Origin of the sequence: Streptomyces sp. NPDC047706 (assembly GCF_043204795.1) — a bacterium.
In the GTDB taxonomy this organism is placed as follows: domain Bacteria; phylum Actinomycetota; class Actinomycetes; order Streptomycetales; family Streptomycetaceae; genus Streptomyces.
In genome coordinates this window covers 8434-33233 of the sequence record NZ_JBIDCW010000029.1, presented here as the reverse complement: position 1 = coordinate 33233, position 24800 = coordinate 8434, and the positions used below count along the sequence as shown (strand labels likewise).

The 24800-nt window shown below is 70.4% G+C and carries 21 protein-coding genes and 2 pseudogenes; 17 read left to right on the top strand and 6 right to left on the bottom strand.

Annotated elements, in window-relative coordinates; genetic code table 11:
• Positions 1–138 precede the first annotated feature (138 nt).
• The 5 genes from ACGF8A_RS28650 to ACGF8A_RS28630 all read left to right on the top strand — a co-directional run bounded on the left by ACGF8A_RS28650 (position 139) and on the right by ACGF8A_RS28630 (position 4566).
• Positions 139–1128, top strand: coding sequence for an ABC transporter substrate-binding protein (locus tag ACGF8A_RS28650; protein WP_393113099.1), 990 nt, complete (start codon positions 139–141; stop codon positions 1126–1128).
• Positions 1129–1210: 82 nt separating this feature from the next.
• On the top strand, positions 1211–2239 hold the full coding sequence (locus ACGF8A_RS28645) for a FecCD family ABC transporter permease (protein ID WP_393113098.1): 1029 nt from the start codon (positions 1211–1213) through the stop codon (positions 2237–2239).
• Positions 2239–3054, top strand: coding sequence for an ABC transporter ATP-binding protein (locus ACGF8A_RS28640; RefSeq protein WP_393113097.1), 816 nt, complete (start codon positions 2239–2241; stop codon positions 3052–3054). Before ACGF8A_RS28645 ends, ACGF8A_RS28640 begins: the two co-directional genes overlap by 1 nt.
• A gap of 657 nt (positions 3055–3711) precedes the next feature.
• Entirely contained in the window at positions 3712–4245 is a 534-nt protein-coding gene (locus tag ACGF8A_RS28635) for a 2'-5' RNA ligase family protein (RefSeq protein WP_393113096.1), read from the top strand.
• A gap of 132 nt (positions 4246–4377) precedes the next feature.
• Entirely contained in the window at positions 4378–4566 is a 189-nt protein-coding gene (locus ACGF8A_RS28630; RefSeq protein WP_393113095.1) for a hypothetical protein, read from the top strand.
• A 211-nt stretch (positions 4567–4777) separates the two neighbouring features.
• Here ACGF8A_RS28630 and ACGF8A_RS28625 read toward each other — a convergent pair whose 3' ends face one another.
• Both ACGF8A_RS28625 and ACGF8A_RS28620 read right to left on the bottom strand, forming a co-directional pair.
• Positions 4778–5401 carry a TetR/AcrR family transcriptional regulator gene (locus ACGF8A_RS28625; protein ID WP_393113094.1) on the bottom strand — a complete coding sequence of 208 codons (624 nt, stop codon included), beginning with the start codon at positions 5399–5401 and terminating at the stop codon, positions 4778–4780.
• Positions 5398–6495: a saccharopine dehydrogenase gene (locus tag ACGF8A_RS28620; RefSeq protein WP_393113093.1), complete on the bottom strand. Its 1098-nt coding sequence runs from the start codon at positions 6493–6495 to the stop codon at positions 5398–5400. The genes ACGF8A_RS28625 and ACGF8A_RS28620 overlap by 4 nt, the downstream gene beginning before the upstream one ends.
• Positions 6496–7294: 799 nt before the next feature.
• Here ACGF8A_RS28620 and ACGF8A_RS28615 point away from each other — a divergent pair.
• From ACGF8A_RS28615 to ACGF8A_RS28590, 6 genes are all read left to right on the top strand, one after another.
• A complete protein-coding gene (locus tag ACGF8A_RS28615; RefSeq protein WP_393113092.1) occupies positions 7295–8656 on the top strand; it encodes an ABC transporter substrate-binding protein in 1362 nt (453 codons plus the stop codon).
• Between the two features lie 64 nt (positions 8657–8720).
• Complete coding sequence (locus tag ACGF8A_RS28610; RefSeq protein ID WP_393113091.1) at positions 8721–9653, top strand: carbohydrate ABC transporter permease; 933 nt, start codon at positions 8721–8723, stop codon at positions 9651–9653.
• Positions 9650–10552, top strand: coding sequence for a carbohydrate ABC transporter permease (locus tag ACGF8A_RS28605; protein WP_393113090.1), 903 nt, complete (start codon positions 9650–9652; stop codon positions 10550–10552). Before ACGF8A_RS28610 ends, ACGF8A_RS28605 begins: the two co-directional genes overlap by 4 nt.
• Positions 10549–12582, top strand: a complete 2034-nt coding sequence (locus ACGF8A_RS28600) for a beta-galactosidase (protein WP_393113089.1) — start codon at positions 10549–10551, stop codon at positions 12580–12582. The genes ACGF8A_RS28605 and ACGF8A_RS28600 overlap by 4 nt, the downstream gene beginning before the upstream one ends.
• 120 nt (positions 12583–12702) lie before the next feature.
• On the top strand, positions 12703–14859 hold the full coding sequence (locus ACGF8A_RS28595; RefSeq protein ID WP_393113161.1) for an alpha-galactosidase: 2157 nt from the start codon (positions 12703–12705) through the stop codon (positions 14857–14859).
• Positions 14860–14882: 23 nt separating this feature from the next.
• Entirely contained in the window at positions 14883–15878 is a 996-nt protein-coding gene (locus ACGF8A_RS28590) for a LacI family DNA-binding transcriptional regulator (protein ID WP_393113088.1), read from the top strand.
• Positions 15879–16487: 609 nt separating this feature from the next.
• On the opposite strand, the gene ACGF8A_RS28585 is transcribed toward ACGF8A_RS28590, so the two are convergent.
• Positions 16488–17048, bottom strand: a complete 561-nt coding sequence (locus tag ACGF8A_RS28585) for a winged helix-turn-helix transcriptional regulator (RefSeq protein ID WP_393113087.1) — start codon at positions 17046–17048, stop codon at positions 16488–16490.
• Positions 17049–17219: 171 nt separating this feature from the next.
• Between ACGF8A_RS28585 and ACGF8A_RS28580 the strand changes: the two genes are divergently transcribed.
• Together ACGF8A_RS28580 and ACGF8A_RS28575 are read left to right on the top strand one after the other, a co-directional pair.
• Positions 17220–17579 (top strand): nuclear transport factor 2 family protein, encoded by a 360-nt coding sequence (locus ACGF8A_RS28580; RefSeq protein WP_393113085.1) that lies wholly within the window; start codon positions 17220–17222, stop codon positions 17577–17579.
• Positions 17580–17636: 57 nt separating this feature from the next.
• Entirely contained in the window at positions 17637–18479 is an 843-nt protein-coding gene (locus tag ACGF8A_RS28575; RefSeq protein ID WP_393113083.1) for an SDR family NAD(P)-dependent oxidoreductase, read from the top strand.
• Here the strand turns inward: ACGF8A_RS28575 and ACGF8A_RS28570 are convergent.
• From ACGF8A_RS28570 to ACGF8A_RS28560, 3 genes and pseudogenes are all read right to left on the bottom strand, one after another.
• The gene (locus tag ACGF8A_RS28570; protein WP_393113081.1) at positions 18378–18752 is read right to left on the bottom strand and encodes a Tn3 family transposase; all 375 of its coding nucleotides are present in this window, start codon (positions 18750–18752) and stop codon (positions 18378–18380) included. The two genes, ACGF8A_RS28575 and ACGF8A_RS28570, sit on opposite strands and share 102 nt — an antisense overlap.
• Before the next feature lie 23 nt (positions 18753–18775).
• Positions 18776–19297: pseudogene (locus ACGF8A_RS28565) on the bottom strand (Tn3 family transposase); the annotation flags it as partial.
• A gap of 441 nt (positions 19298–19738) precedes the next feature.
• Positions 19739–21172: an aldehyde dehydrogenase gene (locus ACGF8A_RS28560; RefSeq protein ID WP_393113079.1), complete on the bottom strand. Its 1434-nt coding sequence runs from the start codon at positions 21170–21172 to the stop codon at positions 19739–19741.
• 169 nt (positions 21173–21341) lie between these two features.
• Here ACGF8A_RS28560 and ACGF8A_RS28555 point away from each other — a divergent pair, with 169 nt between their 5' ends.
• The 4 genes and pseudogenes from ACGF8A_RS28555 to ACGF8A_RS28540 all read left to right on the top strand — a co-directional run.
• Positions 21342–22262, top strand: coding sequence for a helix-turn-helix transcriptional regulator (locus ACGF8A_RS28555; RefSeq protein WP_393113077.1), 921 nt, complete (start codon positions 21342–21344; stop codon positions 22260–22262).
• Positions 22184–22609: an SDR family oxidoreductase gene (locus ACGF8A_RS28550; RefSeq protein ID WP_393113075.1), complete on the top strand. Its 426-nt coding sequence runs from the start codon at positions 22184–22186 to the stop codon at positions 22607–22609. The genes ACGF8A_RS28555 and ACGF8A_RS28550 overlap by 79 nt, the downstream gene beginning before the upstream one ends.
• Positions 22610–22991: 382 nt before the next feature.
• Complete coding sequence (locus tag ACGF8A_RS28545) at positions 22992–24098, top strand: glycosyltransferase family 4 protein (protein ID WP_393113160.1); 1107 nt, start codon at positions 22992–22994, stop codon at positions 24096–24098.
• A 261-nt stretch (positions 24099–24359) separates the two neighbouring features.
• Positions 24360–24800, top strand: a pseudogene (locus tag ACGF8A_RS28540) (hypothetical protein); the annotation flags it as partial.

The window sequence follows — 24800 nt, the reverse complement described above, 5'->3', positions numbered from 1 at the left end:
AACTGCCCTCCCACGAGGGCTTCTTGGCCTGCTCCGTCAGGCCGGCCGCCCGACGGAGCAGGCCCCTTCTGCCACCACCAACAGACTGGTACTCTGCAGCCGATGAAAACGAAAATGATTTCCATAATACTTACGGCCGTGGCGGTGCTCGCGGTCGCGGGATGCGGCGGCGACTCGGCCTCCGATGCGGCCGGGAAGGCGACGACGGCTGCGAAGGGCGCGACGAACTACCCGTTCACCCTGAAGAACTGCGGTACCGACGTGACCTACAAGGCCGCGCCGAAGAAGGTCGTCACACTGAACCAGACCGCCGCCGAGATCCTCATCCACCTGGGCGTGGGGGACCGGATCGTCGGATCGGGCTATGAGATCGAGAAGGCGCCGGACGCGGTCGCCGCGCAGTACGAGAAGATTCCGATCCTGTCCGGGGACGGCGAGACGATCAAGCACGAGAAGCTGCTGGAAGCTCAGCCGGACTTCGTCTACAGCTCTTTCGCGAGCTTCCTCACCAAGGAGGAGGCCGGTGACCGCAAGGAGCTGCACGACCTGGGCGTGCCGACCTACCTGACCGAGTTCGACTGCTCGTACCACGAGAGCGTGGCCGACGCGGACTTCGAGATGCTGTACGAGGAGTACCGCCGCCTGGGCAGGATCATGGGCGTGCCCGACGCCGGCGAGAAGCTGGCGACCGAGCAGCAGGCCGTGGTGGACAAGGCGCTGAGCGGCTACGAGAAGCCGGACAAGCCGCTGAAGGTGATGTGGTTCTACTCCACCTACGACGGCACCCCGTGGGCCGCGGGCCCAGGTGGTCTGCCGCAGCACATCTCCGAGCGCGTCGGGGTCGAGAACATCTTCGAAGACGCGAAGACCAAGTGGGCGGAGGTGAGCTGGGACGAGGTCGCCGCCCGGAATCCCGACGTCATCATCCTGGCCGACCTGAGCCGGGGCGAACCCAACGACACCGCCAGGGAGAAGATCGAGCTGCTCAAGAAGGACCCCCTCACCCGCAAGCTCGCCGCCGTGAAGGGCGACCGGTTCGTCACCATCCCCGGCACCCACATGGATCCCGGCTACGGCAGCGCGTCCGCGGTCCCCGCGCTGGTCGACGGCCTGAACAAGCTTGGCTGAGCCGTCGACCGCCATGACCACGAGTTCACGAACGACTGCCGCGCCCGCCGGGACTCCGGTCACCAGCCGTGCAAAGGTTCCGGTGGGCGCGCGGCGCGCCTCGACGGCGGCACTCTTCTTCCTGGCCGTGGCCGGGCTGTTGGTGTCGGTCGTCGCCGCGTCGCTCTTCGGCAGTGCGAACATCCAGCCCCTGGATGTCGTCTCCACGATCCTCCGGCACATCGGCCTGGGCGGGATCGCCCCCACCCCGCCACTGCCCGGGCTGCTGGACGCCCTGATCTGGGAGTCGCGCTTCCCGCGGGTTCTGCTGGCCTGCGCGGTCGGCATGGCCCTGGCGGTCTCGGGCGCGGTCCTGCAGGCGGTCACGAGGAATCCCCTGGCAGACCCCTACCTGCTGGGAGTCTCCTCCGGCGCCTCCACCGGCGCGGTCGCCGTGCTCCTGCTGGGTATCGGCGGAAGTATCTCCCTGTCGACCGGAGCCTTCGTCGGCGGCCTGCTCTCCTTCGCCCTGCTGCTGGTCCTGCTCGGCGGCGGACGCGTCGCCAGCCCTTCCCGAGTGGTGCTGACCGGCGTGCTCGTGTCCCAGTTCTTCGCCGCGGTCACCTCGGTGATCCTCATGGTCAGCGGGGACGCGAACTCCACCCGGGGCTTCACCTACTGGCTGCTCGGCACCCTCGGAGGCGCCCGCTGGGAGGGGGTGACCGGCGCCGTCGTGATCATCCTGGTCGGTGTGGTCGCCGTCCAGTTCTTCGCGCCCGCCCTCGACGCCTTCACCTTCGGATGGGACTCCGCCGAAGCGCTGGGGATCAACGTCACCGCTGCCCGCATCTGGCTGATGGTGCTGACCTCGGTCATGACGGCGGCCGCCGTGGCGGCCTCCGGCGCGATCGGCTTCATCGGGCTGCTCATTCCGCACGCCGTCCGTATCCTCGCGGGCCCGACGCACCGCTTGCTGCTGCCCCTGTCCGCGATCGTCGGCGCCATCTTCCTCATCTGGGTGGACGTGTTCGCACGGACAGCGTTCTCGCCCCACGAACTGCCCGCCGGCGTCATCACCGCGCTTCTCGGCGCGCCCGCGTTCGCGCTGGTCCTGAAGCGTCTGGAGTCCTGATGGGCCGTATCACCACCACCCAACTCTCCTGGTCGGTCAAGGGCCACCGGCTGCTGGACAACATCGACATGGCGGTCCACGACGGGAGAATCGTCGGGCTCCTCGGCCCCAACGGCTCGGGCAAGTCGACACTGCTGCGCCTGCTCGCCGGACTGCGCCGCCCCGACAGCGGAACCGTCCACTTCGACGACACCAGCCTGCACGACCTCAGCCGCCGGGTGCGGGCCCGCCGGCTCGCCGTCGTCGAACAGGACGTGTCCGCCCACCACCATGTCAACGTACGCCAGGTCGTGGAACTCGGCCGTACACCGTTCCGCGGCCGCTTCGACGCGCTGACCGAGCACGATCGGCGGATCGTCGACGCGGCGCTGGAACGGGCCGACATCACCGGCAAGCAGCACCAGAGCTGGCACACCCTCTCCGGAGGGGAGAAGCAGCGCGCCCAACTCGCGCGCGCCCTCGCCCAGGAACCTCAGGAAATCCTGCTGGACGAACCCACCAACCACCTCGACATCCGTCACCAGCTCGAACTCCTCGACCTGCTTTCATCCCTGGACGTCACCAGCGTCGTCGCCCTGCACGACCTCAACCTCGCCGCCCGGTACTGCGACCACATCGTCGTCCTCGACCACGGCCAGGTCGCCGCGGCGGGCGCCCCGGAGGCAGTGCTGACCCCGGACCTGATCAAGTCGGTCTACAGCGTGGACGTCCTCGTCGACCGCGAACACACCACCGGCACTCTCCGCATCACCTACCTGGCCGCCATCGCCACGGGTACGACCGCCACGAAAGCGATGCAACTCGACCCCCGGTAGGGCTCGTCAGCTGCCGGCCACCATGACCTCGGCGCTGTCGTCGGCGGGTTCGGCGCGGCGAATCAGGATCCAGGTCGTGTCCGCGTCGCGAGTGGACCTCGGTCCAGTCCCGGTGGGGCTCATTGCGGCGACCCCGGAGTCCCCCGACAACTCATCCCGTGCATGTCATGAGCGCCTCCCGACTCCCCGTCGCCGGTCGTCGCATGGGCGGAAAACCATGGCCACCACCATCCAGGCCATGGCCCCCGTCATCACGACATGCGGTCTCGACGCCAAGGCCCTGACCCACATCCCGCGCACCGACCCCGCCGAACACCGGCCCCTGCCCGCGGACAGCCACCTCGCCCAGGCCATCACCGTCCGGGCCCGAGCCCACCAGGAAGCCGTCGGGGACCGCGTCCAGACCGGCGAGCGCCCGCGCTCCCACCTGCGCGAGTACTTCCCCGGCCTCGTCCCCCGTCTTCAAGCATTTCCGCGAAGGCCTCGCCTCGCCCGTCACCCGCACCCTGCTCGCCGCGGCCCCCCGAAGGCCGACGCGAGACCGCCCTGGCCAGGCACATCAAGAACCGGCGCCTCGCCTCGGCCGGCGGCGACCGGGCCTTCGCCGCCCTCACCGCATCCCCCGGAGCACGCGCCGACTACAGGTAGGCTGCGGCGGTGCGCACGGTCGAGCTTCTGTTGGACGAGGCGGCAGAGCTAGCGGTTCGCGAGGCCTGGCGGCGACTCGCTGACGCGGGGCTGCCCAGTCAGGCGCGGCACCGCTCACCGGCCAACAGCCCGCATCTCACCCTGGCCGCCTGCCCGGAGCTGACCGCCCCGATCCGCTGGGAGCTCGCCGAGGTCGCTGCCGCCCTGCCGCTGCCGGTGCGGTTCACCGGCGTGGTCCGCTTCGAGCGCCCCACCTCCGTGCTGGCCTGGGCGCTGGATCTCGACTCCGCGCTGGACGGCCTGCACCGCCGGGTGTGGGAGGCGGTGACCTCGGACAGCCCGCCGGGAACTCTCAGCCCGTTCCACGAACCTGGGCGGTGGATCCCGCATGTCACCCTCGGCCGTACCCGGCGGGCAGGTGCCTTCGTCGGCCGACGGGTCCCCGAACTGCTGCCGACGCCGCCGCTGTCCGTCCGGCTCATCGTCCTGCGCAGCTACGACACCGAGACCGGTGCCCTGGAGGTGCTGGAGCCCCGCCTGTGACACCCCCCGGAACGCCAACCGGTCAGCTTTTCCCCCTTCGCGCACGCCACGCACCATGGAGCATCCCCGGAGCATCCCCGCTGTCCCTCGATACGCTCGACACGGCGCAAGTCCCCGAAGATCTAGGAGGGGTTGCCGCTGCTGTGTCAGCACGGCCTGTCGTCCGGGGACTTCGTTCCGGCGCCGGCGCAGTTCCCCGGCGGCACGGCGGGCCCGTCCGCGGCGACCGTGACACGACTGACGAAGCAGTGGAGCGACGACCACGCCGCCTTCCAGGTCCGTGACCTGACCGACGAGTCGTGGGCCGAACCTGTCGCGTGACTGCAGCCCGCGCGGCGTGCGTGACCCCGAACTGGCCGTCGGGGACGGCGCGATGGGGCTGCGGAAGGCGCTGGCCGAGGTGCTCCCGGCTGCCCCGCACGAGCGGTGCTGGGTCCATCTCCGCGAGCACTGCGGCGACCGTCTCCCGTCCCCTGCCGCGCCGCTGACCCCACCGGCGGCCCGGGGCCCGGCAGCCCCGGGGCCGCGCGGGTCAGTCGCCGTCGGGGCCTGCCACCAGGCCGAGCAGGACCTGGCGGAGCAGGGCCTCGGTGGGGGCGGCGGGGCGGCCCGTGATGCCGGAGCGGAACAGGGCCGCGCCCTCCATCAGCATCACGAACACCTCGGCACGGCTCCGGGCGTCCTCGGGCCCGGTCTGCGGGGCGTGTTCCCGGATGAAGGCCGCGAGCTGTTCGGCGTACGCGGCGTAGAAGGAGGTGACGGCCTCGGCGGCCTGGGCGTCGTGTGCCGCCATCGCCCAGACCTCGGTGAACAGCCGCACCAGGTCGGGGTCGTCGTGGTCGGCGAGGACGCTCTCCAGGGCGGGGCCGGGATCCGCCCGGCAGCATCCGCCGCCGGTGCCGTCGCCGTCGCCCTCGGTGGTGGGTGCGAGGGCCGCGATCCGTTCGAGGGAGTCGGCCAGGATCCGTTCGAGCAGAGCGGCCAGCAGGTCGGAGCGGGACGGGAAGTAGTACTGGAGATGGCCGAGGCGCACCCCGGCCGCGTCCGCGACCGACCGCATGGTCAGCTCCGCGCCGCCCGAGGTGAGCAGGATCCGCCGGGCCGCGTCCAGCAGGGCCGTGCGCCGCTGGTGGCCCTTGGAGGTGGCGGCGCTCATGCGGCGGCCGGGGCCGAGGTGCGGTCGACGTCCACGCGGACGCCGTACTCCGTCAGGGCGGCGAGGGCGTGGGCCGGTCGCGGGTGCTGCTCCGGGAAGACCAGGCCCTCCGGAGCGGGTGATCCGTCGAGGCCGAGTACGCGGCGCAGGCCGAGGACCGCCCCGAGTGCGGTGAGGTGGCACTGGCCGTACGGGTCCATGAGGGTGGCCGTACGGGTGATGCCGCGGTGGGTGACGTCCACCCGGAACCCGGCGGTGCCGCCCTCGCCCGGGGCGTGCAGCAGGGCGCGGCGTACCGGCGTCCAGCGTTCTCCGCCGGCCCAGCGGAAGAATCCGGCGCCGCCGAGGGCCAGGAGGGCGCGGGTGGCGCCGGCCGAGCTGAAGCCGATCCGGGTGGCGGCGGTGGCCGTGCCCAGGGTCAGCGGCAGGGTGAACTGCTCAGGGGTGTCGATCCGGGCGACCCGCACCGAGCCCGCGCCGATCCGGACCGTACGGGCATCGGTGAGCGGGTCGGCCAGGCGGCGACGGCCGTCCTCGATCACCTCGAAGCGCACGCCGAGGCGGTCCATGAACTCCACCGAGTCCGCACCGGACCGGTCGGCCATGTCCCAGCGGACGGCGGTCTCGACCCGCTCGGCGCCGCCGAGTTCCTCGGCCAGGGCGGCCGCGGCGATGCTGCTGACGCCGCCCATCCAGGCGGAGGAGAGCAGCACGGGGGCGGTGGGGCGTAGCAGCGCGGCCACGGTGACGGCGCGCTGCAGCCGGGCGGTCCACCGGGTGATGTCCACGTACGGGACGCCGGCCGAAGCGGCGGCGCGCAGCACCCGGTCGTCGGGGTCGTTGACCGAGCTGATGACGGCACGGACGGCGGCGGTGAACGGCGCGGGGTCGGCGAGGTCCCAGGCGCGCACCTCCCCGTCGAGCTCGTCGGCGAGCGCCCGGCCGCGGTCCGGGGAGCGGCCGGTGAGCAGAACGGGGGCCGTGGGGGCGACCAGCCGGGCGATCTCGGCACCCACGGTGCCATAGCCGCCGGTGATCAGTACGGGGCCGGCCGGGTCGTGCCGGAGCCGGTCGGTGATCGGTTGATCAGCCATGGACAGAATTTTAGGTCGATCGACCTAAAATTTGTGTGAGAGGTCCTTGCAAGGGCGTTGGACGTGGTGGTGGGTCATCAGGCAGGTGTCGAGTCCGAGGAATGCCTCGCGGATGTCAACGCGTCGCTCCCAGCGTCTCCGTGGACGGTGGAAGCCGTGCAGCCAGGCGATCGTCCTTCCGGCCGCCCAGCGGAAGCTGCCCAGTTGGAGACGTGCGGCCGGCATGGCGGTGACTTTCCTTCTGGTCCGGGTGAGAGGGGGCTGAGCAGGCGAACGGCGCGAGCTGATGGGCCGAAGGCGGCGTCGCTGCCTGCCCAAAGTCACGGGGCAGTGGCGCCCTGAACAGCGCATGAGGTGACGCCATGTCACTCATGTGACGGGGCGTCAAGCAGGTTCGTCACAGGTCGCCACGCCCTTGACTCGTCGTGGTGACGGGGCCGAGGGGGGCAGGCTACGGGCAGGAGTCACTGCTGGGCCCGGGCTCCCTACCGGCCCCCGGTGTGGTGTCCAGCCCTGCGTGGCGCCCCGCCCTCGGTGCGCGTGATCATTCTCCTCCCGGCGTGTTCGAGCACCGTAGCGTAATCGATTCCGCAACACGAGGGGGTCGCACACACTTCGCGCGTGGTTTCAGAAAGCTGCAGGCCAGCAAGGCTTTGCTCGCGCAGAGTCGCATTCATGGCAGGTAACAAAGAAGCCTCATTGCTCATGAGTTCGTCATTAGATGTTGACTTCTGTGAGGTCTTGAGGTCTCGTGTGCCCACTGCCTCGGCGGAGCGGACCTCGGTGCAAGGAGCAACCCATGACCATGCGTGATCGCACATCCCTGGCAAGACGCTGCGTGATCGGCGGAACCGTACTGGCCCTCACGGCGCTGACCGCCTGCGGCGGCGGCGACGGTGGCGCCAAGGCCGACGGCGGTGACGAGGCTTCCTGCAAGCCGGCCTCGGGCAACGTCACGCTGGAGTACTGGTCCTGGGTCCCAGGCATGCAGAAGGCCGTCGACGTGTGGAACGGGGAGAATCCCGGCATCCAGGTCAAGCTGAAGACGACCCCCTCGGGCAACGCCGGCACCTACCAGAACATGTCCAACGCCCTGAAGGCCGGCACGGCCCCGGACCTAGGCCAGGTCGAGTACGACTCCCTGGCGAGCTTCCGGCTGAAGGAGGGTCTCACCGACATCTCCTCCTGCCCCGGCGTCAAGGATGCGGGCGGTGAGTTCGTCGACTGGACCTGGTCCCAGGTGGAGTTCGGCGCCGACGGCAAGGACGGTGTCTGGGCCGTTCCCCAGGACACCGGCCCCATGGCCCTGTTCTACCGCAAGGACATCTACGACAAGCTCGGCCTCAAGGCCCCGACCACCTGGGACGAGTACGCGGAGCAGGCCCGCACGATCAAGAAGGAGGGCAAGTTCATCACCCACTTCTCCCAGACGGACCCCAACTGGTTCACCGGCCTGCTGTGGCAGAACAAGGCCACCATGTTCGAACGTGACGGCGACACCTGGAAGGTCACCGTCGACCGGCCCGGAAGCCGGCAGGTCGCCGACTACTGGCAGAAGCTGATCGACGACAAGCTCGTCGCCACCGACCTGCAGGGCTTCTCGCCGGCGCTGTACAAGGCGTGGAACTCCGGCGAGGTGGTCACCTGGATCAGCGCTGCCTGGGGCTACAGCACCATCCGGGACAACGCCAAGTCCACCGACGGCAAGTGGGCGGTCGCCCCCATGCCGCAGTGGGAAGAGGGGCAGCAGCAGGCGGGCAACTGGGGCGGCTCCACCACCACGGTGATGGCCGGGACCGAGCACCCCGCCGAGGCCGCCAAGTTCGCGCTGTGGCTGAACACCGACCCCGAGGCACTGGAGATCCTCAACCGCGAGGGCGGCCTCTACCCCGCGGCCAGGGCGGGACTGCAGCTGCCCGCCCTCGAGCAGCCGGTCGACTTCTACGGCAAGCAGAAGATCTTCGACGTCTTCGCCCAGGCCTCCGCCAACGTGGACACCGACTTCACCTGGGGGCCGACCATGACGGACACCTACCGCTTCCTCAGCGACGGCACGGCGAACGCCATCGCCGGCAAGAGCACCCTCGGCGACGTGCTCGCGGACACCGGCGCGCAGAGCGCCGAGTCCCTGCGCAAGCAGTCGCTCGACGTGGCCGAGTGACCGGTCCCTCCCTGGTCTCCCCGCCGCCTCCGGGCGGCGGGGAACAGCACATCGAAGGCTGCACGTGACAACCACCAACGCACCCGCCCCGGCCACCGACGCCCCGGCCCCGGCGCGCCGCCGACGGCGCCGGACCCTCGCCCCCTACGCCTTCCTCGCCCCCTTCCTCATCCCCTTCGGCCTGTTCACCCTCGCCCCGGTCGGCTACGCCTTCTGGCAGAGCCTGCACAAAACCGAACGCACCGGCGGCACCTTCGGCCGCACCCAGACGGTCTTCGCCGGGTTCGAGCAGTACGGCAGGGTGCTGCGGGAGGACTACTTCGCCGAAAGCCTGCTGCGCGTCCTCGGCTTCGCCCTCGTGCAGATTCCCGTGATGCTGCTGCTGGCCCTGGTCCTCGCGCTGCTGCTGGACTCCGCGGTCGCGCGCGCCAAGCGGTTCTTCCGGCTGGTCTACTTCGTGCCGTACGGCATACCCGGCGTCGTCGCCGCCCTGATGTGGGCCTTCCTGTACGACCCGCGGCTGTCGCCCGTGGTGGACCTGCTGAGGTCGGCCGGCGTGCACGTCGACCTGCTCGGCCCGGACGCGATCCTGTGGTCCATCGCCAACGTCGTCACCTGGACGTACACCGGCTACAACATGCTGATCATCTACGCCGCCCTGCAGGCCGTGCCCTCGGACATCGCCGAGGCGGCCCGCGTCGACGGGGCAAGTGGCTGGACCATCGCCCTGCGTATCAAGATCCCGATCATCCGTCCGGCCCTGATCCTCACCGGCGTCTTCTCCATCATCGGCACCTTCCAGCTGTTCACCGAGCCGCAGGTCTTCCGGTCCATCTCCACGAGTGTGACGAGCACATACACCCCGAACATCGCCGCGTACTCGCTTGCCTCGGGCGACAGCTACAGCGAGGCCGCCGCCCTGTCCGTCGTTCTCGCGCTCGTCACGTTCGTCCTGTCGTTCGCGTTCCTGCGCTTCACCTCCAGGAGGCAGGGATGAGCTTCCTCACCCGCACCGAGGGCGCCCACGCCCCATTGGCCACCCCGGGCCGGCGGCGGCCACGCACCCGCGTGTCCTCCGTCGTCACCGTCACGTTCATGATCGCTGTCGCCTGTTACATGCTGCTGCCGGTCTACTGGCTGCTCGTGTCGTCGACCAAGAGCCAGAGCGATCTGGTCACCACCCCAGGATTCCTCACCGCCGACTGGCAGTTGGGCGACAACCTGTCCGCGCTCTTCGCCCAGCAGGACGGCGTCTACGCCCGCTGGCTGCTCAACAGCCTGCTGTACGCGGGCGCGGGAGCGGCTGTGGCCACCCTGCTGGCCGCGGCGGCCGGGTACGCGCTCGCCAAGTACGCATTCCGCGGACGTGAGGCGGTCTTCTCCGTCGTCCTCGGCGGTGTCCTCGTACCCGCCACGGCGCTCGCCCTGCCGCTGTTCCTGATGTTCGCCGAACTCGACGCCACCGACACCTTCTGGTCGGTGTTCCTGCCCAGCGTCGTCAGCCCGTTCGGCGTGTACCTCTCGCGGATCTTCGCCGCCGCGTCCGTCCCCGACGAGGTGATGGAGGCCGCCCGCATGGACGGCGCGAGCGAGTTCCGCATCTTTCGCACCATCGCGCTGCGCCTGATGTCCCCGGCGCTGGTGACCATCTTCCTGTTCCAGTTCGTCGTCATCTGGAACAACTTCCTGCTGCCTCTGATCATGCTGCAGGACGAGAGGCTCTACCCCGTCACCCTCGGCCTGTTCACCTGGCAGTCGCAGACCAGCCGCCTGCCCGAACTGCAGACCCTCACCATCGTCGGCGCCCTGGTCTCGGTCGTGCCGATCGTGCTCACCTTCCTCCTCCTGCAGCGCTACTGGCGCGCCGGACTCGCCGCTGGAGCCGTGAAATCGTGAACCACCCCCTCGCCGAAGTGAACCGCCGCCTCGGTGGCATCGCCTACGGCGGCGACTACAACCCGGAGCAGTGGCCGCGCGAGGTCTGGCGCGAGGACGTGCGCCTGATGCGCGAGGCGGGTGTCAACCTCGTCACCGTCGGTGTCTTCTCCTGGTCCCGTATCCAGCCCCGCCCCGGCATCTACGACTGGAGCCTGCACGACGAGGTCCTGGACCTGCTGCACGCCCACGGCATCGCCGTCGACCTCGCCACCCCGACCGCCGCGCCACCACCGTGGTTCACCCGGCGGCACCCCGACACCCGGCCCGTCACCGCGGCCGGCACCCGCCTCGCCCACGGCAGCAGGCAGGTCTTCTGCCCCAGCAGCACCGCCTACGCCGAGGCGGCGGACGCCCTCGTCACCGAGCTGGCGACCCGCTACGGCGACCATCCCGCCCTCGCCCTGTGGCACGTCCACAACGAGTGGGGCAACCACAACGCCCTGTGCTACTGCGACACCAGCGCGGCCGCCTTCCGGACCTGGCTGCAGGAGCGGTACAAGACCCTGGACGCCCTCAACGACGCCTGGGGCACCGACTTCTGGAGCCAGCGCTACGGCGACTGGGACGAGATCGACCCGCCCCGGGACACCACCGCCTTCCGCAACCCAGGTCAGGAACTCGACTACCGCCGCTTCTCCTCCGACGCGCTGCTCACCCGGCACATCACCGAAACGGCCCTGCTGCGCCGGATCACTCCCGACGTGCCGATCACCACCAACGTCATGGGCACCCTGGAGAAGAAGGTCGACGGCTACGCCTTCGCGGCCGCATGCGACCTGGTCTCCGCCGACCACTACCTGCCGGCCGCCGACCCCGACGGCCACATCGACCTGGCGCTCAACGCGGACCTCGCCCGCGGCATGGCGGGAGGCCGCCCCTGGGTGCTCATGGAGCACTCGACCTCCGCGGTCAACTGGCAGCCCGTCAACGTGGCCAAGCGGCCCGGGGAGACCCGCCGCAACAGCCTGACCCATCTCGCCCGCGGCGCGGACGGGCTGATGTTCTTCCAGTGGCGGCAGTCCCGCGCCGGCGCCGAGAAGTGGCACTCCGCGATGCTGCCGCACGGCGGGACGGACGGCCGTACATGGAAGGAGGTCAGCGCGCTGGGCGCGGAGCTGGCCTCGCTGCGGGAGGTCACCGGCACCCGGGTGCACGGCACTGTGGCCGTGCTGTTCGACTGGCACAACTGGTGGGCCCTGGAGCTGCAGGCCCGGCCGTCCGAACAGTTCCGCTACCTTGACGTGGTCCGCGACTGGTACGAGGCACTGTGGACCATGAACATCACCTGCGACCTCCTGCCCCCCGGCGCCGACCTGACCCCGTACCGGGCGGTCGTCGCCCCCAATCTGTACCTGCTGTCCGACGACGACGCCGACAACCTCACCCAGTACGTGCACCGGGGCGGCCACCTCGCGGTCGGCTGCTTCAGCGGGCTCGTCGACGACTCCGACCGGGTGCGACCCGGCGGTCATCCGGGGGCCCTGCGGGACGTGCTCGGACTCGTCGTGGACGAGTTCCTGCCGCTGCGGACGGGCGAGCACGCCCGGCTCGCCGACGGAACGGACGTCGAGCAGTGGACGGAACGCGTCGAACCCCGGGGCTGCACCACGGTGTTGCGCTATGCGGACACGGCCGAAGGCGGCCCCGCCCGCGGCGGCCCGGCGGTCACCCGGCACGAGTTCGGCAGCGGCGCCGCCTGGTACGCGGCCGGCCGGCTGCCCGTACCGGCCCTGCGCGAGCTGCTGGCCACGGTGTGCCGGCAGGCGCGGATCACCCCCGTCGTCGAGGGACCGCCCGGACTGGAGGCGGTACGCCGGGTGGGGCGGCGGCACACCTACCTGTTCCTGATCAATCACACGGAGGAGACCGCCGCCGTGCCCGTCGCCGGCAAGGCCCTCGCCGGGGCCGAACTCACCGGCGGCCGGGCCGTGGTGCCGCCCGGAGGAGTGGTCGTCGTCCGCGAGGACCACGTGCCCGCCTCGTCCTGACACGTCTGCACGAACCTGATGAGGAACGGTCACGTGACCACCGAACCCGCCCACCCGGTCCCGTCGTCGTCCGCCGGTGCATCACGCCGAGTGGAGCTGGACGAGGACAGCGGCACAGTGATGCTGCGCACGGACCGCGGCGCCTACGTCCTGCGGGTGGACCGTGCCGCGGGGACCGTCAGGCACGTCCACTGGGGCGCCTCCCTGCCCCTGGCCGACGCCGTCTCGCTGCCGCTGTGGAGCGAGAACGACAACAGCTTCGCCGGCCGCTGGGACGGCACCGAGGAGTACCCGGTCGACGGCGGCGCCCGCTTCGCCGCGCCCGCCCTGGAGGTGCGCTTCGCCGACGGCAGCAGTCCCCTCGAACCGACCGTCCAGGACGTGGTCCTGCTCGAGGGCGACCACGTGGCCGTCCTCCTGCGGGACCGCACCCGGCCGCTGGCCTGGCACCTGCACTACCGCGTCCCACCGGACGGCGACGTGGTGGAACGGTGGACGGAGTTCGTACACACGGGCACCCCGCAGGACGGGGATGTGTTGCTGGTCCGGTACGCCAGCGCCCACTGGCCGCTCCCGCAGCGACCGGACTGGCGGCTGAGCGCCGTGCACGGGGAATGGTCCGCCGAAGGCCGCCTCAAGCGGTCGGCGCTGCCGGTCGGCGAGACCACGCTGGGCAGCAGGCGCGGCCACACGGGACACCACGCCAACCCCTGGATCGCCCTCGACCCCCAAGACACCGGTGAGGAACACGGGGACGTCTGGGTCGTCGCGCTCGCGTCGAGCGGCAGCTGGCGCATCACCGCCCAGCGCACCGCCGCCGGTCGTACCGGCGTACTGGCGGGCGAGGGACACGAGGGTGCCGAACTGCGCCTGAGGCCCGGTGGCCGGCACCGCACCGCGGTCAGTCCGGGTCTGCACAGCAGCCACGGCTTCGGAGGCGCGAGCCGGTCCTTCCACCGTCACCTGCGCGCGCACGTCCTGCCGCAGCCGCAGGAACTGCGGCCGGTCCTCTACAACTCCTGGGAGGCCACGTGGTTCGAGGTGAGCGAGGACAACCAGATCGCCCTCGCCCGCCGTGCCGCGACCGCCGGCGCGGAGCTGTTCGTACTCGACGACGGCTGGTTCCGCGGCCGTGAGGACGACCGCTCGGGACTGGGCGACTGGACGCCCCATCCGCAGCGGTTCCCGCGAGGGCTGCGTCCGCTCTCCGACGAGGTGCACCGCCTGGGCATGGCCTTCGGTCTGTGGGTGGAGCCCGAAATGGTCAACGCCGACAGTGATCTGTACCGCGCGCACCCCGACTGGGTCCTGCACCTCCCCGACCGCACGGCCACCGAGCTGCGCCACCAGATGGTGCTCGACTTCTCCCGGCCCGAGGTGACCGGCTGGGCCCTGGGATGGCTGCGCCGGCTGGTGACCGAGAACGCGGTCGACTTCCTCAAGTGGGACTTCAACCGCTCGTTCACGGAAGCGGGCACCCACGCGGGCGGCCCCGACGCCAGGCGCGTTCACGTCGATCACGCCAGAGGGCTGTACCGGGTGCTGGATGAGCTGAGGGCGGAGTTCCCCCGGCTGCGCATCGAGGCGTGCGCGGGCGGGGGCGGACGCGTCGACGCGGGCATCCTGAGCCGCACCGACCAGGTATGGACCTCCGACAACACCGACGCCGTGGACCGCCTGCGCATCCAGCACGGCTTCAGCCAGCTGTACCCGGCACGCGTGATGTCGGCATGGGTGACCGACAGCCCCAATCCGCTGACCGGACGGACGGTGCCGCTGCGGTTCCGCTTCCACAGCGCCATGGCCGGAGTGCTCGGCATCGGAGGGGACCTGACGCGGTGGACGGACGCCGAACTCGCCGAGGCCGCGGAACTGGTCCAGGTGTACAAGGACATCCGTGCCGTGGTGCAGCGAGGAGAACAGTTCCGCCTCCTGCCGCCGGGGGACGGCCCGTTGACCGCCGTGCAGTACGCCGACGACGACAGGACGGTCGTCCTGATCTGGCGGCCCACCACCGCGTACGGCCCTGCGGAGCCGCCACTGCGCCTGCGCGGCCTGGAGGCAGCGGCCCGCTACCGGGACGAGGACAGCGGACGGGAGTGGTCGGGGGCGACCCTCATGGCCTACGGTCTCCCGCTGCCCGACCTGCCGCCGGGGGACTGCGCCAGCGCGCTGGTGCGGCTGCGCCGGGTGGTGAGGGCCGCGCAGCCAGGGGCGGTGCCGTGGACCGAGCCCTGCGCGGAGAGCGCTTTCACGGTCTCACCGCAGGTGAAGTAGGGTGGCCGTCGAAGGGAGCGTGTGTGGTGCGAGAGCGGGTCACGATGGCCGATGTCGCCCGGGCCGCAGGCGTGTCGTCGGCCACGGTCTCCTATGTACTCTCCGGCAAGCGGCCGGTGGCCCCGCGGACCCGGGTCGCGGTGGAAGCGGCGATCGAGGAACTGTCGTTCACCGTCAACGTCACGGCGCGCAGCCTGCGCACCGGCCGGTCGAGCCTGGTGGCCCTGATCGTGCCGGACATCGCCAACCCCTTCTTCGCGCAGCTCGCGGCGACACTGCAGGAGGAACTGCGTGGCCTCGGGCTGCACGTCGTCGTGTGCAACACCCGCGCGCGCCGGGACGAGGAACGCGCCCTGCTCGCCGAGGCGGTCCAGCAGCGGTTCGCCGGCGTCATCATGACCCCGTTCCGGCTCAAGCCGGACGACTTCAAGCCGCTCGTCGACGCCGGTATACCCGTCGTCGTCAGCGCCGACGTGTCCTTCGGCCCGATCGACCTCGTCACGCCCGACGCGCGCGTGGCGACCCGGCGGGCGCTGGAGCAGGTGGCCGCGGCGCGACGCCGCCGCATCGCGATGATCGCAGGCCCCCGCGACGCCACCGGCGGGGACCCTCGTCTGAAGCACCTGCGCGCGCTGGCCCTGCAGTTCGGCATGTCACTGCCGCACGAACTGGTGGTCCGCGGCGAGCACACCCGGGAGGCCGGCGCGGCGGGCTTCGGCGAGCTGATGAACCGCCGCTACCGCCCCGACGCGGTGTTCTGCGGCAACGACGTGATCGCCGTCGGCGCCCTGGACAAGGCCCACGAACTCGGCATCGGCATCCCCGGCGACGTCGCCCTCGTAGGGCACGACGACGCCTCCTTCGCTTGCCTGGTCCGTCCCCAGCTGACCACCATCCGCTACCCGGCGGCAGAGGTCGGCCGAGCCGCCGCCGGGCTGCTCACCGAGCGGCTGAACGGCCGCAAGGTCCACAAGACGGTGCGCGTCAAGGCCGAGTTCGTCGTCCGCTCCTCCGTCTGAAAGCCGGCTGCCACGCAGCCGGCACGGGCGCGGCAACCGCCGGCTCCGGCAGTGCCGGTCGCGCCCCGCGGTGGAGGCGCCGCAGTTGGAGAAGAACGGCGGCCCGGCTTCCGGCTTGGTGCCGGTACGAGGCCGTCGGTTGTGGTTCACCATCAACGGGGGCGGGTTCGAGGCTCGCGCGGCGCGGCTGCCCAGGGAGTACCGGCGCGGACAGCAGACGCTGATCCTCACCGACTCCGGCGGGGCAGCCGCACGTTCGCCGACTGGCTCTCAACCCGCAGCCGGTGGCTGTCCTGCTCGGGCGGCATGACCATCACCGATGCCCTCCACCACGCGGCCCTGCGAGCATGCGTCCATGGGGTGCTGTCGGCAACCGGAGTCGGTATCGGCCTGCCATGGCAAACGGACGGTCGACGACCATGGGGGAGTGGCGGTATCCGTATGGCGTGGGTTGCCGCACAGCGTAGTCCGGGCGCTTCAACCAGCCGGTATGTCAGTCCGACATTCCGCGGCAGGAAGCCGCCTCCGCGATCGTCACCAAAGGTAGTTCCGATCCTACGAGGTGTGACGCATGTGGCGGCCTCGTACGGCACGGCGACGGAGGTGATGTCAGGTTTCGATGGGAAAGCCGACACTGAGGCCTTTTCCGTCTTCAGGGTCGGCGCTTCGCGATCGCCGCTGCCGATCGAGTTCGGCATAGCGTGCCCGCATCGCCGCGCTGGCTGCCGGCCCAGCGCTGAAGACGTACGCGTCATGGTCGTCGAGGCTCTTCCCGGTGCGGGCGTCGACCACGACCGGCTCCGCTTCCTGGCCGGTCTCGGCGTCGACGAGAATCATGGACCGGTCCTGCGGGGCCAGGTGCCGGTTTCCCCATGCGGCCAAGGCGACGATCACGGGGCGCAGGGAGTGCCCGCGCCCGGTGAGGACGTACTCGTGGCGGACCGGGTTCGTCTGGTAGGGCCGCCGCTCCAGCAGGCCGTCGGCGACCAGGGCCTTCAACCGAGCCGTGAGCATGCTGGTGGAGATGCCCAGGCTCTGCTGGAACTGGTCGAAGCGCGTATAGCCGTCGAAGGCGTCATGGAGGATCAGCAGCGTCCACCACTCGCCGACGTGCTGGACCGTGGCCGACAGTGGGCACTCGCGATCCTCCAGCCGGATCCGGCTCGGCATGGCACCCTCCCGGGTTACTGCTAAAGTGAAAGTAACTGGCTTCCATTTTAGCAGTTGCCAAGGGCGTGCCCTTTCGTGCGGCCGCACGGAGCAGCCCGGACACCACGTCCGGCACTCCGCCGCGGTCGGGCGCCCGGCCCGCCGCCGTCCAACGCCACCTGTGAGGCACACATGACCGAACGCACCGACCCCGTCGATGTCGCCGACCTGCCGGAGGCCGTCACACGCTACCTGCGGGCCCACGACGCGAAAGACGTCGCCACCGCCGTGGCCACGCTCGCACCCGAGGCCACCGTCACCGACGACGGCCGTACCTACCGCGGCGCGACCGCGATCCGCGGCTGGCTGGAGCAGACCAGCATCCAGTACACCTACACCGCCACGCTCGTCGGAGCCGAGCGCCACGGTCCCGACCGGTACACCGCAGTACAGCGCCTCGAAGGCGACTTCCCCGGCGGGCAGGTTGACCTGCGCTACCGCTTCGTCCTCGACGAGCAGGGGCGGATCAGCCAGCTCGTCATCGCCCCCTGACGACCCCGGCCCGTCACGGAGTTCATCGGGCCGCCCACCGAAGGATCACGAGGAAGTATGAGGACCTGGTTCATCACCGGCGGTACTCCGGGCGGTTTCGGCCCGGCCTACGCCGACGTCGCGCTGGAGCGCGGCGACAACGTCGCCTTGACCGCCCGCCGCCCGCACCTGCTCGAGGAATGGGCCGGCCGCCACGGTGACAGAGCGCTCGTCCTGCCGCTCGACGTCACCGACACGGGGCAGGTCCATGATGCCGTCCGTGCGGCCGAGGAACGCTTCGGAGGCATCGACGTCCTGGTCAACAACGCGGGCCGGGGCTGGTACGGCTCCGTCGAAGGCACGGCCGACACCGACGTCCGGCGGTCCTTCGAACTGAACTTCTTCTCCGTCACCGAAGTCCTGCGCGCAGTCCTCCCGGGCATGCGAGCCCGTGGCACCGGATGGATCATCAACATGTCCTCGGTCGCCGGCCTGAGAGGCGTGCCCGGCTTCGGCTACTACAGCGCCGCGAAGTTCGCCGTCGAGGGCCTCACCGAGGCGCTGCGGCACGAAGTAGCCCCCTTCGGCATCAATGTCCTGGCCGTCGAACCCGGCGCCTTCCGCACCCACGCGTACTCCGCCTTCGCGGACGAACCCGTGTCCGAGACGGTCGGCGCCTACCTCCCGTTCGTCGAGTCCGTCCGCGCCTCCATGGTCGACCAGGACGGCCGGCAGCCCGGCGACCCCCATCGAGGAGTGCGGGCCGTCGTCAGCGCAATGGAGCAGCAGACACCTCCCCACCGGCTGGTTCTGGGCGCATCAGGCTACGACACCGTCCACGGCCACCTGGAAGACATGCTCGAAGAGCTGCGCACCTACGAGACCACCTCGCGCGGCGCGGACTTCCCTCCCCAGCAGTAGATGCGGCTCGCGGAGCAGGCCGTGCGCCGACGCGTCGCCGGATGCACGCCGCTCGAATGCCGGATCCCTCCTCGCGGTCGAGGTCCTCGACGGCGTCGGGATCGCGGAAGGGGGCGCAGGCCCTGGCTCGATGTTGAACAGGTGCCGGCCCGGGAAGTCGGTGTGCCGGTCCTCGGACGGGGAAAGGTGGGCAAGCTCCTCGTCGTTGATGATGTGGCCCTCGCCCCGGAGCTGAGCGACGGCCGCATCGAGGTACCGGGTGTTCCACAGCACCACGGCGTCGGGACCAGGCCGAGGGCGGCGAGCTGGTCCTCCTGGCTTTCGCGGTACGCCTGCCGAATCCGGCCCCGGCCGCCGTGGCAGCTCGCGCGGGCGAGACGGTGCCGGGGCTCCTGCGGGGTCAGTTGCCGGTTCATCAGCCGCCGGTAGGTGTCGTCGACCGGGTTGACCAGGGTGAGCAGCTGCAAGGACTTGTCGATCCGCTCGTACTCGGCGAGCACGGCCCCCAGCGATCCGGCGACGCGGAGTATGCCCGGCCAGCGGGTGGCGATCCGCTTGAGGTTGGGCTTGCTGCAGGCGACGGCCTCCAGCGGCCCGTACCCGGCGGTCGGCGCCTCGCCGCCGGGGAGGCGCCGACCGCCAGAACCCAATGGGCCGAGCGATGGGGCGCCCGTTACGAGGATCTTCGCAAGACCGTCTGGGCCGAGCAGCCCGTCAGCGCCGCAGCGTAAGGGGGAACCGGTCCCACCTCGGCAGCACCGGTCGCCGTGACGAGTGCGCCCGTGGCCAGCGCCAGGGTGAGCAGCCGGTGGACACATCGGCGTGGCACATGGGCGGAGGCGAACCTGAGGTTCCTCCATGCCCACCAGGGATTTCGTCTGCGAAGGCGGCTGCCGCCTGGGCGCCTGCGGTGAAGAACCACAGGCCGAAGAAGAACTTCAGGACGGTTACGGTGCCGTCCATCAAGAGCCGCGGAGTCTCAGGGGCCGGTGCCAGGTGGTGAACGTCCAGTGGGTGCGCATGCGATCCCAGGTGCAGTTGGTGTCGGTCTCAGGCGACGGAGCGTCCTCTGAGACCGTGCCTGGAGCGCCCCACGGCGCACTGGGTGGAATCAGCGGGTGGTGCAGCCGTGTAGCCGTCATCGGCCGTGCCAAAGGGCCTGCGTTGAGGTGGGGTGGTCCGTCAGGAGGCCCACCCCACCTGCGGCATCGCAGCCCAGGGCCGCGTACGGCGGCTGCGCGCCGGGGCTCGGCCGGGGGTCAGATGGCGATGGCCTTCAGTTCGGTGTAGTGCCTCAGGCCGGCGCCGCCGAACTCGCGGCCGATGCCGCTGGCCTTGAAGCCGCCGAACGGGGCCTGCATGTCGAGGGCTGCGCCGTTGACGTGGAACGTGCCGGTGCGGACGCGGCGGGCGATCTCCAGACCGTGCTCGCGGTCCGCGGTCCACACGGCGCCGCCGAGCCCGTATGGCGAGTCGTTGGCGATGCGGAGTGCCTCGTCCTCGTCGTCGAAGGGAATGACTACGAGGACCGGACCGAAGATCTCCTCGCGGGCGATCCGCATGGAGTTGTCGACGTCGGCGAAGACGGTGGGTCGCACGTAGTGCCCTCCCTCCAGGCCCTCGGGCACGTCCGGACCACCGGTGACGAGCCGTGCGCCCTCCCTGACACCGAGTTCGATGTACGAACGGATCCGCTCTGCCTGGTCGGCGCGGACCATCGGGCCGATGAAGGTCTCCGGATCCGAGGGATCGCCCACCGTGAGGCTGTCAGCGAGCGCCGCGACCGCCCCAACGACCTCTTCGTACCGGCTGCGCGGCGCGAGGATCCGGGTATGCGCGATGCACGCCTCGGCGTTGTTGCCGAACGAGCTGTACTTCAGGCCCGCCACCACTGCGTCAAGGTCGGCGTCCTCCAGAACGATCGCGGCGGACTTGCCACCCAGCTCCAGCGTGATGCGCTTGAAGCTCTCCGCGGCGGCGCCCGCGATGGCGCGGCCCGCTCCCGTGGAGCCGGTAAAGGCGATCTTGTCGACGTCGGGGTGGGAGACCAGGTGGGCGCCTGTCTCACGGCCGCCGGGCACGATGCTGACCACTCCCTTGGGGAATCCTGCCTCGGCGAAGATCTCACCGAGCAGCAGTCCGTCCAGCGCGGTCTCCGGGGACGGCTTGAGCACCACCGTGCAGCCGGCGAGCAGCGCGGGGATCAACTTGGCCAGCGCCGACTGGTGCGGAGCGTTCCACGGGATCACCGCGGCCACCACACCGACCGGCTCATGGCGTACGACGGTCTCCCCGTCGCCGGTCGCCGGCCTGTGCTCCTCCCAGGCCAGCTCGCGGGCGCCCTGGAGATAGCCCTGGGTCTGTCCGGACACAGCGATCTGCAGCATCGAGGTGAACCAGTACGGGGACCCGTTCTCGGCCGTGATCAGATGGGCGATCTCGGTGGCCCTGGCCAGGTGCAGTTCATCGAACCGGGCCACGACTTCCTGCCGCTGCTCCGGAGTCATGCGCGGCCACGGCCCCTCCTCGAAGGCGGTGCGGGCAGCGGCCACGGCCCCGTCGACGTCCACCGTCGTGGCCTCGGCGGCGTGGCCGACGAGGGAGCCATCGTGCGGTGAGCGCACCTCGATCAGGCCCGATGAAGCGGGAGCCACCCACTGGCCACCGATGAAGAGCTGGTCATACGTGATCATTGAAGCAGTCCTCGGACTATTGACGGAGGGTGACGGACTCGGCGCGGTACGTGCCGTCCGTCAGGGACAACTCGATGCTCGACCGCCGCGACGGATGCGACCAGGGACAGCGCACCCTAGGACTGGCCGTACCAGGCACATACCGGGAACAGGCGCCCACAATGAAGGCATGACCTCTGCCGCCCGTCAGCACCGCAACGACAACGCGCTCGGTGACTTCCTGCGCGCTCAGCGAGGCGCGGTCGATGTCGGGCGTCTGGCCCTGCCGGACGACGGGCGGCACCGCCGCGTGCCCGGACTGCGCCGAGAAGAACTGGCCGAGCGTGCCCACGTCAGCGTGGACTACGTGGTGCGCCTTGAGCAGGGCCGAACCCGCCGGGTCTCGCGGGCTGTGCTGGAGTCACTGGCCGACGCACTGGAACTGGCCCCGGACGAACGCGCGTACCTGTTCTCCATCGCCGACGTAGCCCAGCCGAAAGCATCCCGCGCGGCGTCCGCGCGGGTGCTCCCGCAGGTCCAGCAGCTGCTGGACAGCATGCACGACGTGCCGGCACTGGTCGTGGACCGCCGACAGGACATCCTCGCCTGGAACGCACCCGCCACCGCACTCCTGACCGACTTCGACGCCCTGCCGCCGGAGCGCCGCAACCTCATCCGCCTGACCTTCCTAGACCCCGCCTATCGTGCGCTGTACGGGCGGGAGTGGGCGGGTATCGCCCGCGAGTGCGTCGCGGTCCTGCGGATGGAGGCGGGCCACTACCCGGAGGACCCGGCGCTGGCTGCCCTGGTCGGTGAACTGAGCGTCAAGGACGATGACTTCCGCGCCTGGTGGGGCAGCCACCGGGTGCGCGGCGCCAAGCCGCGCAGCAAGACCTATCAGCACCCCGTGGTCGGCCCGATGACCCTGGACGTCCAGCAGCTGGCCATCGAGGGGCAGCGCGGCCAGTCAGTGATCACCTACACGGCGCGTCCCGGCACCCCTTCCGCGGAGGCGCTGCGTTTCCTCCTGCAGTGGTCGGCGGACGGCTCGCCGAAGAGCAGCCCGGAGCCCGGCCCATCGCGCGACATGGCGTCACGCGACCGATCCTGAGCGGAGCTGCCCGGACGGTGGGGGCCGGGCCTTCCCCGTCTCATGACGGCCACAATCATCACCGGAGCCACCCGCGGACTCGTCCTGGAGGCCGCCCCCAATGCCTTTCCGGGGTCGGCCACGCTGTCTACCTCGGCGCACGTGACCTCAAGCGCGGGCAGGAGACCGCGGAACAGATTGGCGCCCGCGCCGTTCAACTCGATCTCACCGACGACGACTCCGTACAAGCCGCCGCGCACCTGATCCGTCAAGAGGCGGGACACCTCGACGTCCTCATCGACAACGCGGCGATCTCCGGTACGCGAACGCAGCAAGGGCTGATCGTTTCGCCTGCCTCGGGCGGATGACGCACCCTCAAGTTCCCGGGGCGGTCGGCTCCCCTCCCCGGCTCCAGGTACCGGGCCCTGGGGGTGTGCGGGGAGGAGGCGAGGCGCTCGGGAGCCGCTTGCGCGGGTCAAGTGGCTCACGCGGCCGTCTGTTGAGCTTCCGTACGCTCGCCCACATGGCGGACACACTATGAATTCGCCTGACTACGTTGGGTAGTTGGATGGGCGTTGGTGTTCTGCCGAAGGTGTAGGGGTGCCCGGCCCGAAGGCGTCGCAGAGCGCACTCGGACCGCTCCGCCTGCTTCGCCACCGTCGGCTTTCCTGAGATTCGGAGGGGATCTTGCAGGTGGACGCAGCGGCATCCCGCTTATACAGGCTGGCTGGGCCCCCCACAGGGCGGTGCCTGGCCATCGTGGCCCGGGTGTACGGGTATCCGCCGGACCACAACGCCGGCTCCGAGTGGATGCTGCACTCGATGCTCCGCCCGCTGGCCGAGCGTGGCCACCGGGTGGAGGTCTGGCTGTCTCATCCCGGCAAGATCGAGAAGAGCTACGAGATCGACGGGGTGCACGTCGTCCCCTTCCAGGAGGGCCTGGACTTCGCCGCCCGTGCCCAGAGTGCGGACGTGCTGCTGTCCCACTTCGAGAACGTGCCCCTGGTAGCGGGACTCGCCCGAGACCGCCGGATTCCGCTGGCCGTGATCTGCCACGACAACTTCGCCGTGAGCTTCCACAACGCCGCCGGCGCGGATCTGGTCGTCTACAACAGCGAGTGGATCAGACGGGACGCCGAAATCTTCTACGCCGGTTACCCGCGCGAATTCCTGCCCCGCAGCAGCATCGTCGTCCGGCCGCCGGTGATCGCGCAGGAGTACCGCACCCAGCCCGGCGACTGCGCGACCCTGGTCAACCTCAACCCCGACAAGGGCGGCGAGCTGTTCTGGCAGATCGCCGCCTGGACACCGGAATGGAAGTTCCTCGGCGTCCGCGGAGCCTACGGACAGCAGATCATGCCGCCACCACGGCTGCCCAACTGCGAGGTCCTCGACGGAGTGCCCGGACAGCAGATGCGTGAACACGTCTACAGTCGCGCCCGCGTGATGCTCATGCCGAGCCTGTACGAGTCCTGGGGACGGGTAGCGGTCGAAGCGTTCGCCTCCGGTATCCCGGTCATCGCCCACCCCACCCCCGGCCTCGTCGAGTCCCTGGGCGAAGCAGGCATCTTCGCCTACCGCGACGACCTCAACGCCTGGATCCACGCCCTGACGTCCCTGCGCGACCCGGACACCTGGGCACGCGCATCCCGCCGGGCCAAGGCCCGCTCCATCGAACTGAGCGCAGCCCCCGACCTCGACATCTGGTGCGACGCCATCGAATCCCTGAGCAAGACCAGCCCGCGCAACGCCATGCGCAGGCACGCACTCGGCACGCTCGTCGATGCCAGTGAGATGGGCCGCCGCCCCGAGACCGGCACCCCGGACCCGCAAGCCGGAAGGCGTGCGTGTCCCTGACGGTACGACGGTACGCAGCGCCGCAGCCCGACCACGCCTACGCAGGGCCCGCGGCGGCCGTCCCCTGTCGTGGGAGAAGCCCGAGAGCCCCACCCGCTTGTCATCCGGCCGCGTAAACCGGATGCCCGTGCCAGGCGTTTCATTCCCCATCTACTCCAGCTTGCCCATCGCGCGACCCCGGTTTCTCCGGCGTGTGACGTTGGGCTGTGCTGGCGCATTCCCTCACCGTCCCTCACCGTCTGGATGCAAAGGACAACAGCTGTGACAAATGCTGAAAAACCGCGTGTCGCCGAGCGTGAGCCGGCCATCTACGTGGTCGCGGGCAACGGCACCTCGGGCTATAGCAGCGACTACGGGCCGGCGGTCTGCGCCCCACTCAACAACCCTCGCAAACTCGCTGTGGACTCCGGCGGCAATCTCTACATCGCCGACTACAGCAACCACCGGGTGCGCAGGGTGGACGCGGCGACCGGGCAGATCACCACGGTCGCGGGCAACGGCACGGCCGGTTTCAACGGCGACAACCAGCCGGCCGTCTACGCCCAACTCCACCATCCCCGGGGTGTCGCGGTGGACGCCGGCGGCAATCTGTACATCGTCGACCACAGCAACCACCGGGTGCGCAGGGTGGACGCGGCGACCGGGCAGATCACCACGGTCGCGGGCAACGGCACGGCCGGTTTCAACGGCGACAACCAGCCG

Excerpts from the sequence above, each read along its gene's own strand:
- ACGF8A_RS28640 (WP_393113097.1), top strand. The coding sequence starts at position 2,239 with ATGGGCCGTATCACCACCACCCAACTCTCCTGGTCGGTCAAGGGCCAC.
- ACGF8A_RS28625 (WP_393113094.1), bottom strand. The coding sequence starts at position 5,401 with ATGAGCGCCGCCACCTCCAAGGGCCACCAGCGGCGCACGGCCCTGCTG.
- ACGF8A_RS28620 (WP_393113093.1), bottom strand. The coding sequence starts at position 6,495 with ATGGCTGATCAACCGATCACCGACCGGCTCCGGCACGACCCGGCCGGC.
- ACGF8A_RS28615 (WP_393113092.1), top strand. The coding sequence starts at position 7,295 with ATGACCATGCGTGATCGCACATCCCTGGCAAGACGCTGCGTGATCGGC.
- ACGF8A_RS28605 (WP_393113090.1), top strand. The coding sequence starts at position 9,650 with ATGAGCTTCCTCACCCGCACCGAGGGCGCCCACGCCCCATTGGCCACC.
- ACGF8A_RS28595 (WP_393113161.1), top strand. The coding sequence starts at position 12,703 with ATGCTGCGCACGGACCGCGGCGCCTACGTCCTGCGGGTGGACCGTGCC.
- ACGF8A_RS28585 (WP_393113087.1), bottom strand. The coding sequence starts at position 17,048 with ATGCCGAGCCGGATCCGGCTGGAGGATCGCGAGTGCCCACTGTCGGCC.
- ACGF8A_RS28580 (WP_393113085.1), top strand. The coding sequence starts at position 17,220 with ATGACCGAACGCACCGACCCCGTCGATGTCGCCGACCTGCCGGAGGCC.
- ACGF8A_RS28575 (WP_393113083.1), top strand. The coding sequence starts at position 17,637 with ATGAGGACCTGGTTCATCACCGGCGGTACTCCGGGCGGTTTCGGCCCG.
- ACGF8A_RS28560 (WP_393113079.1), bottom strand. The coding sequence starts at position 21,172 with ATGATCACGTATGACCAGCTCTTCATCGGTGGCCAGTGGGTGGCTCCC.
- ACGF8A_RS28555 (WP_393113077.1), top strand. The coding sequence starts at position 21,342 with ATGACCTCTGCCGCCCGTCAGCACCGCAACGACAACGCGCTCGGTGAC.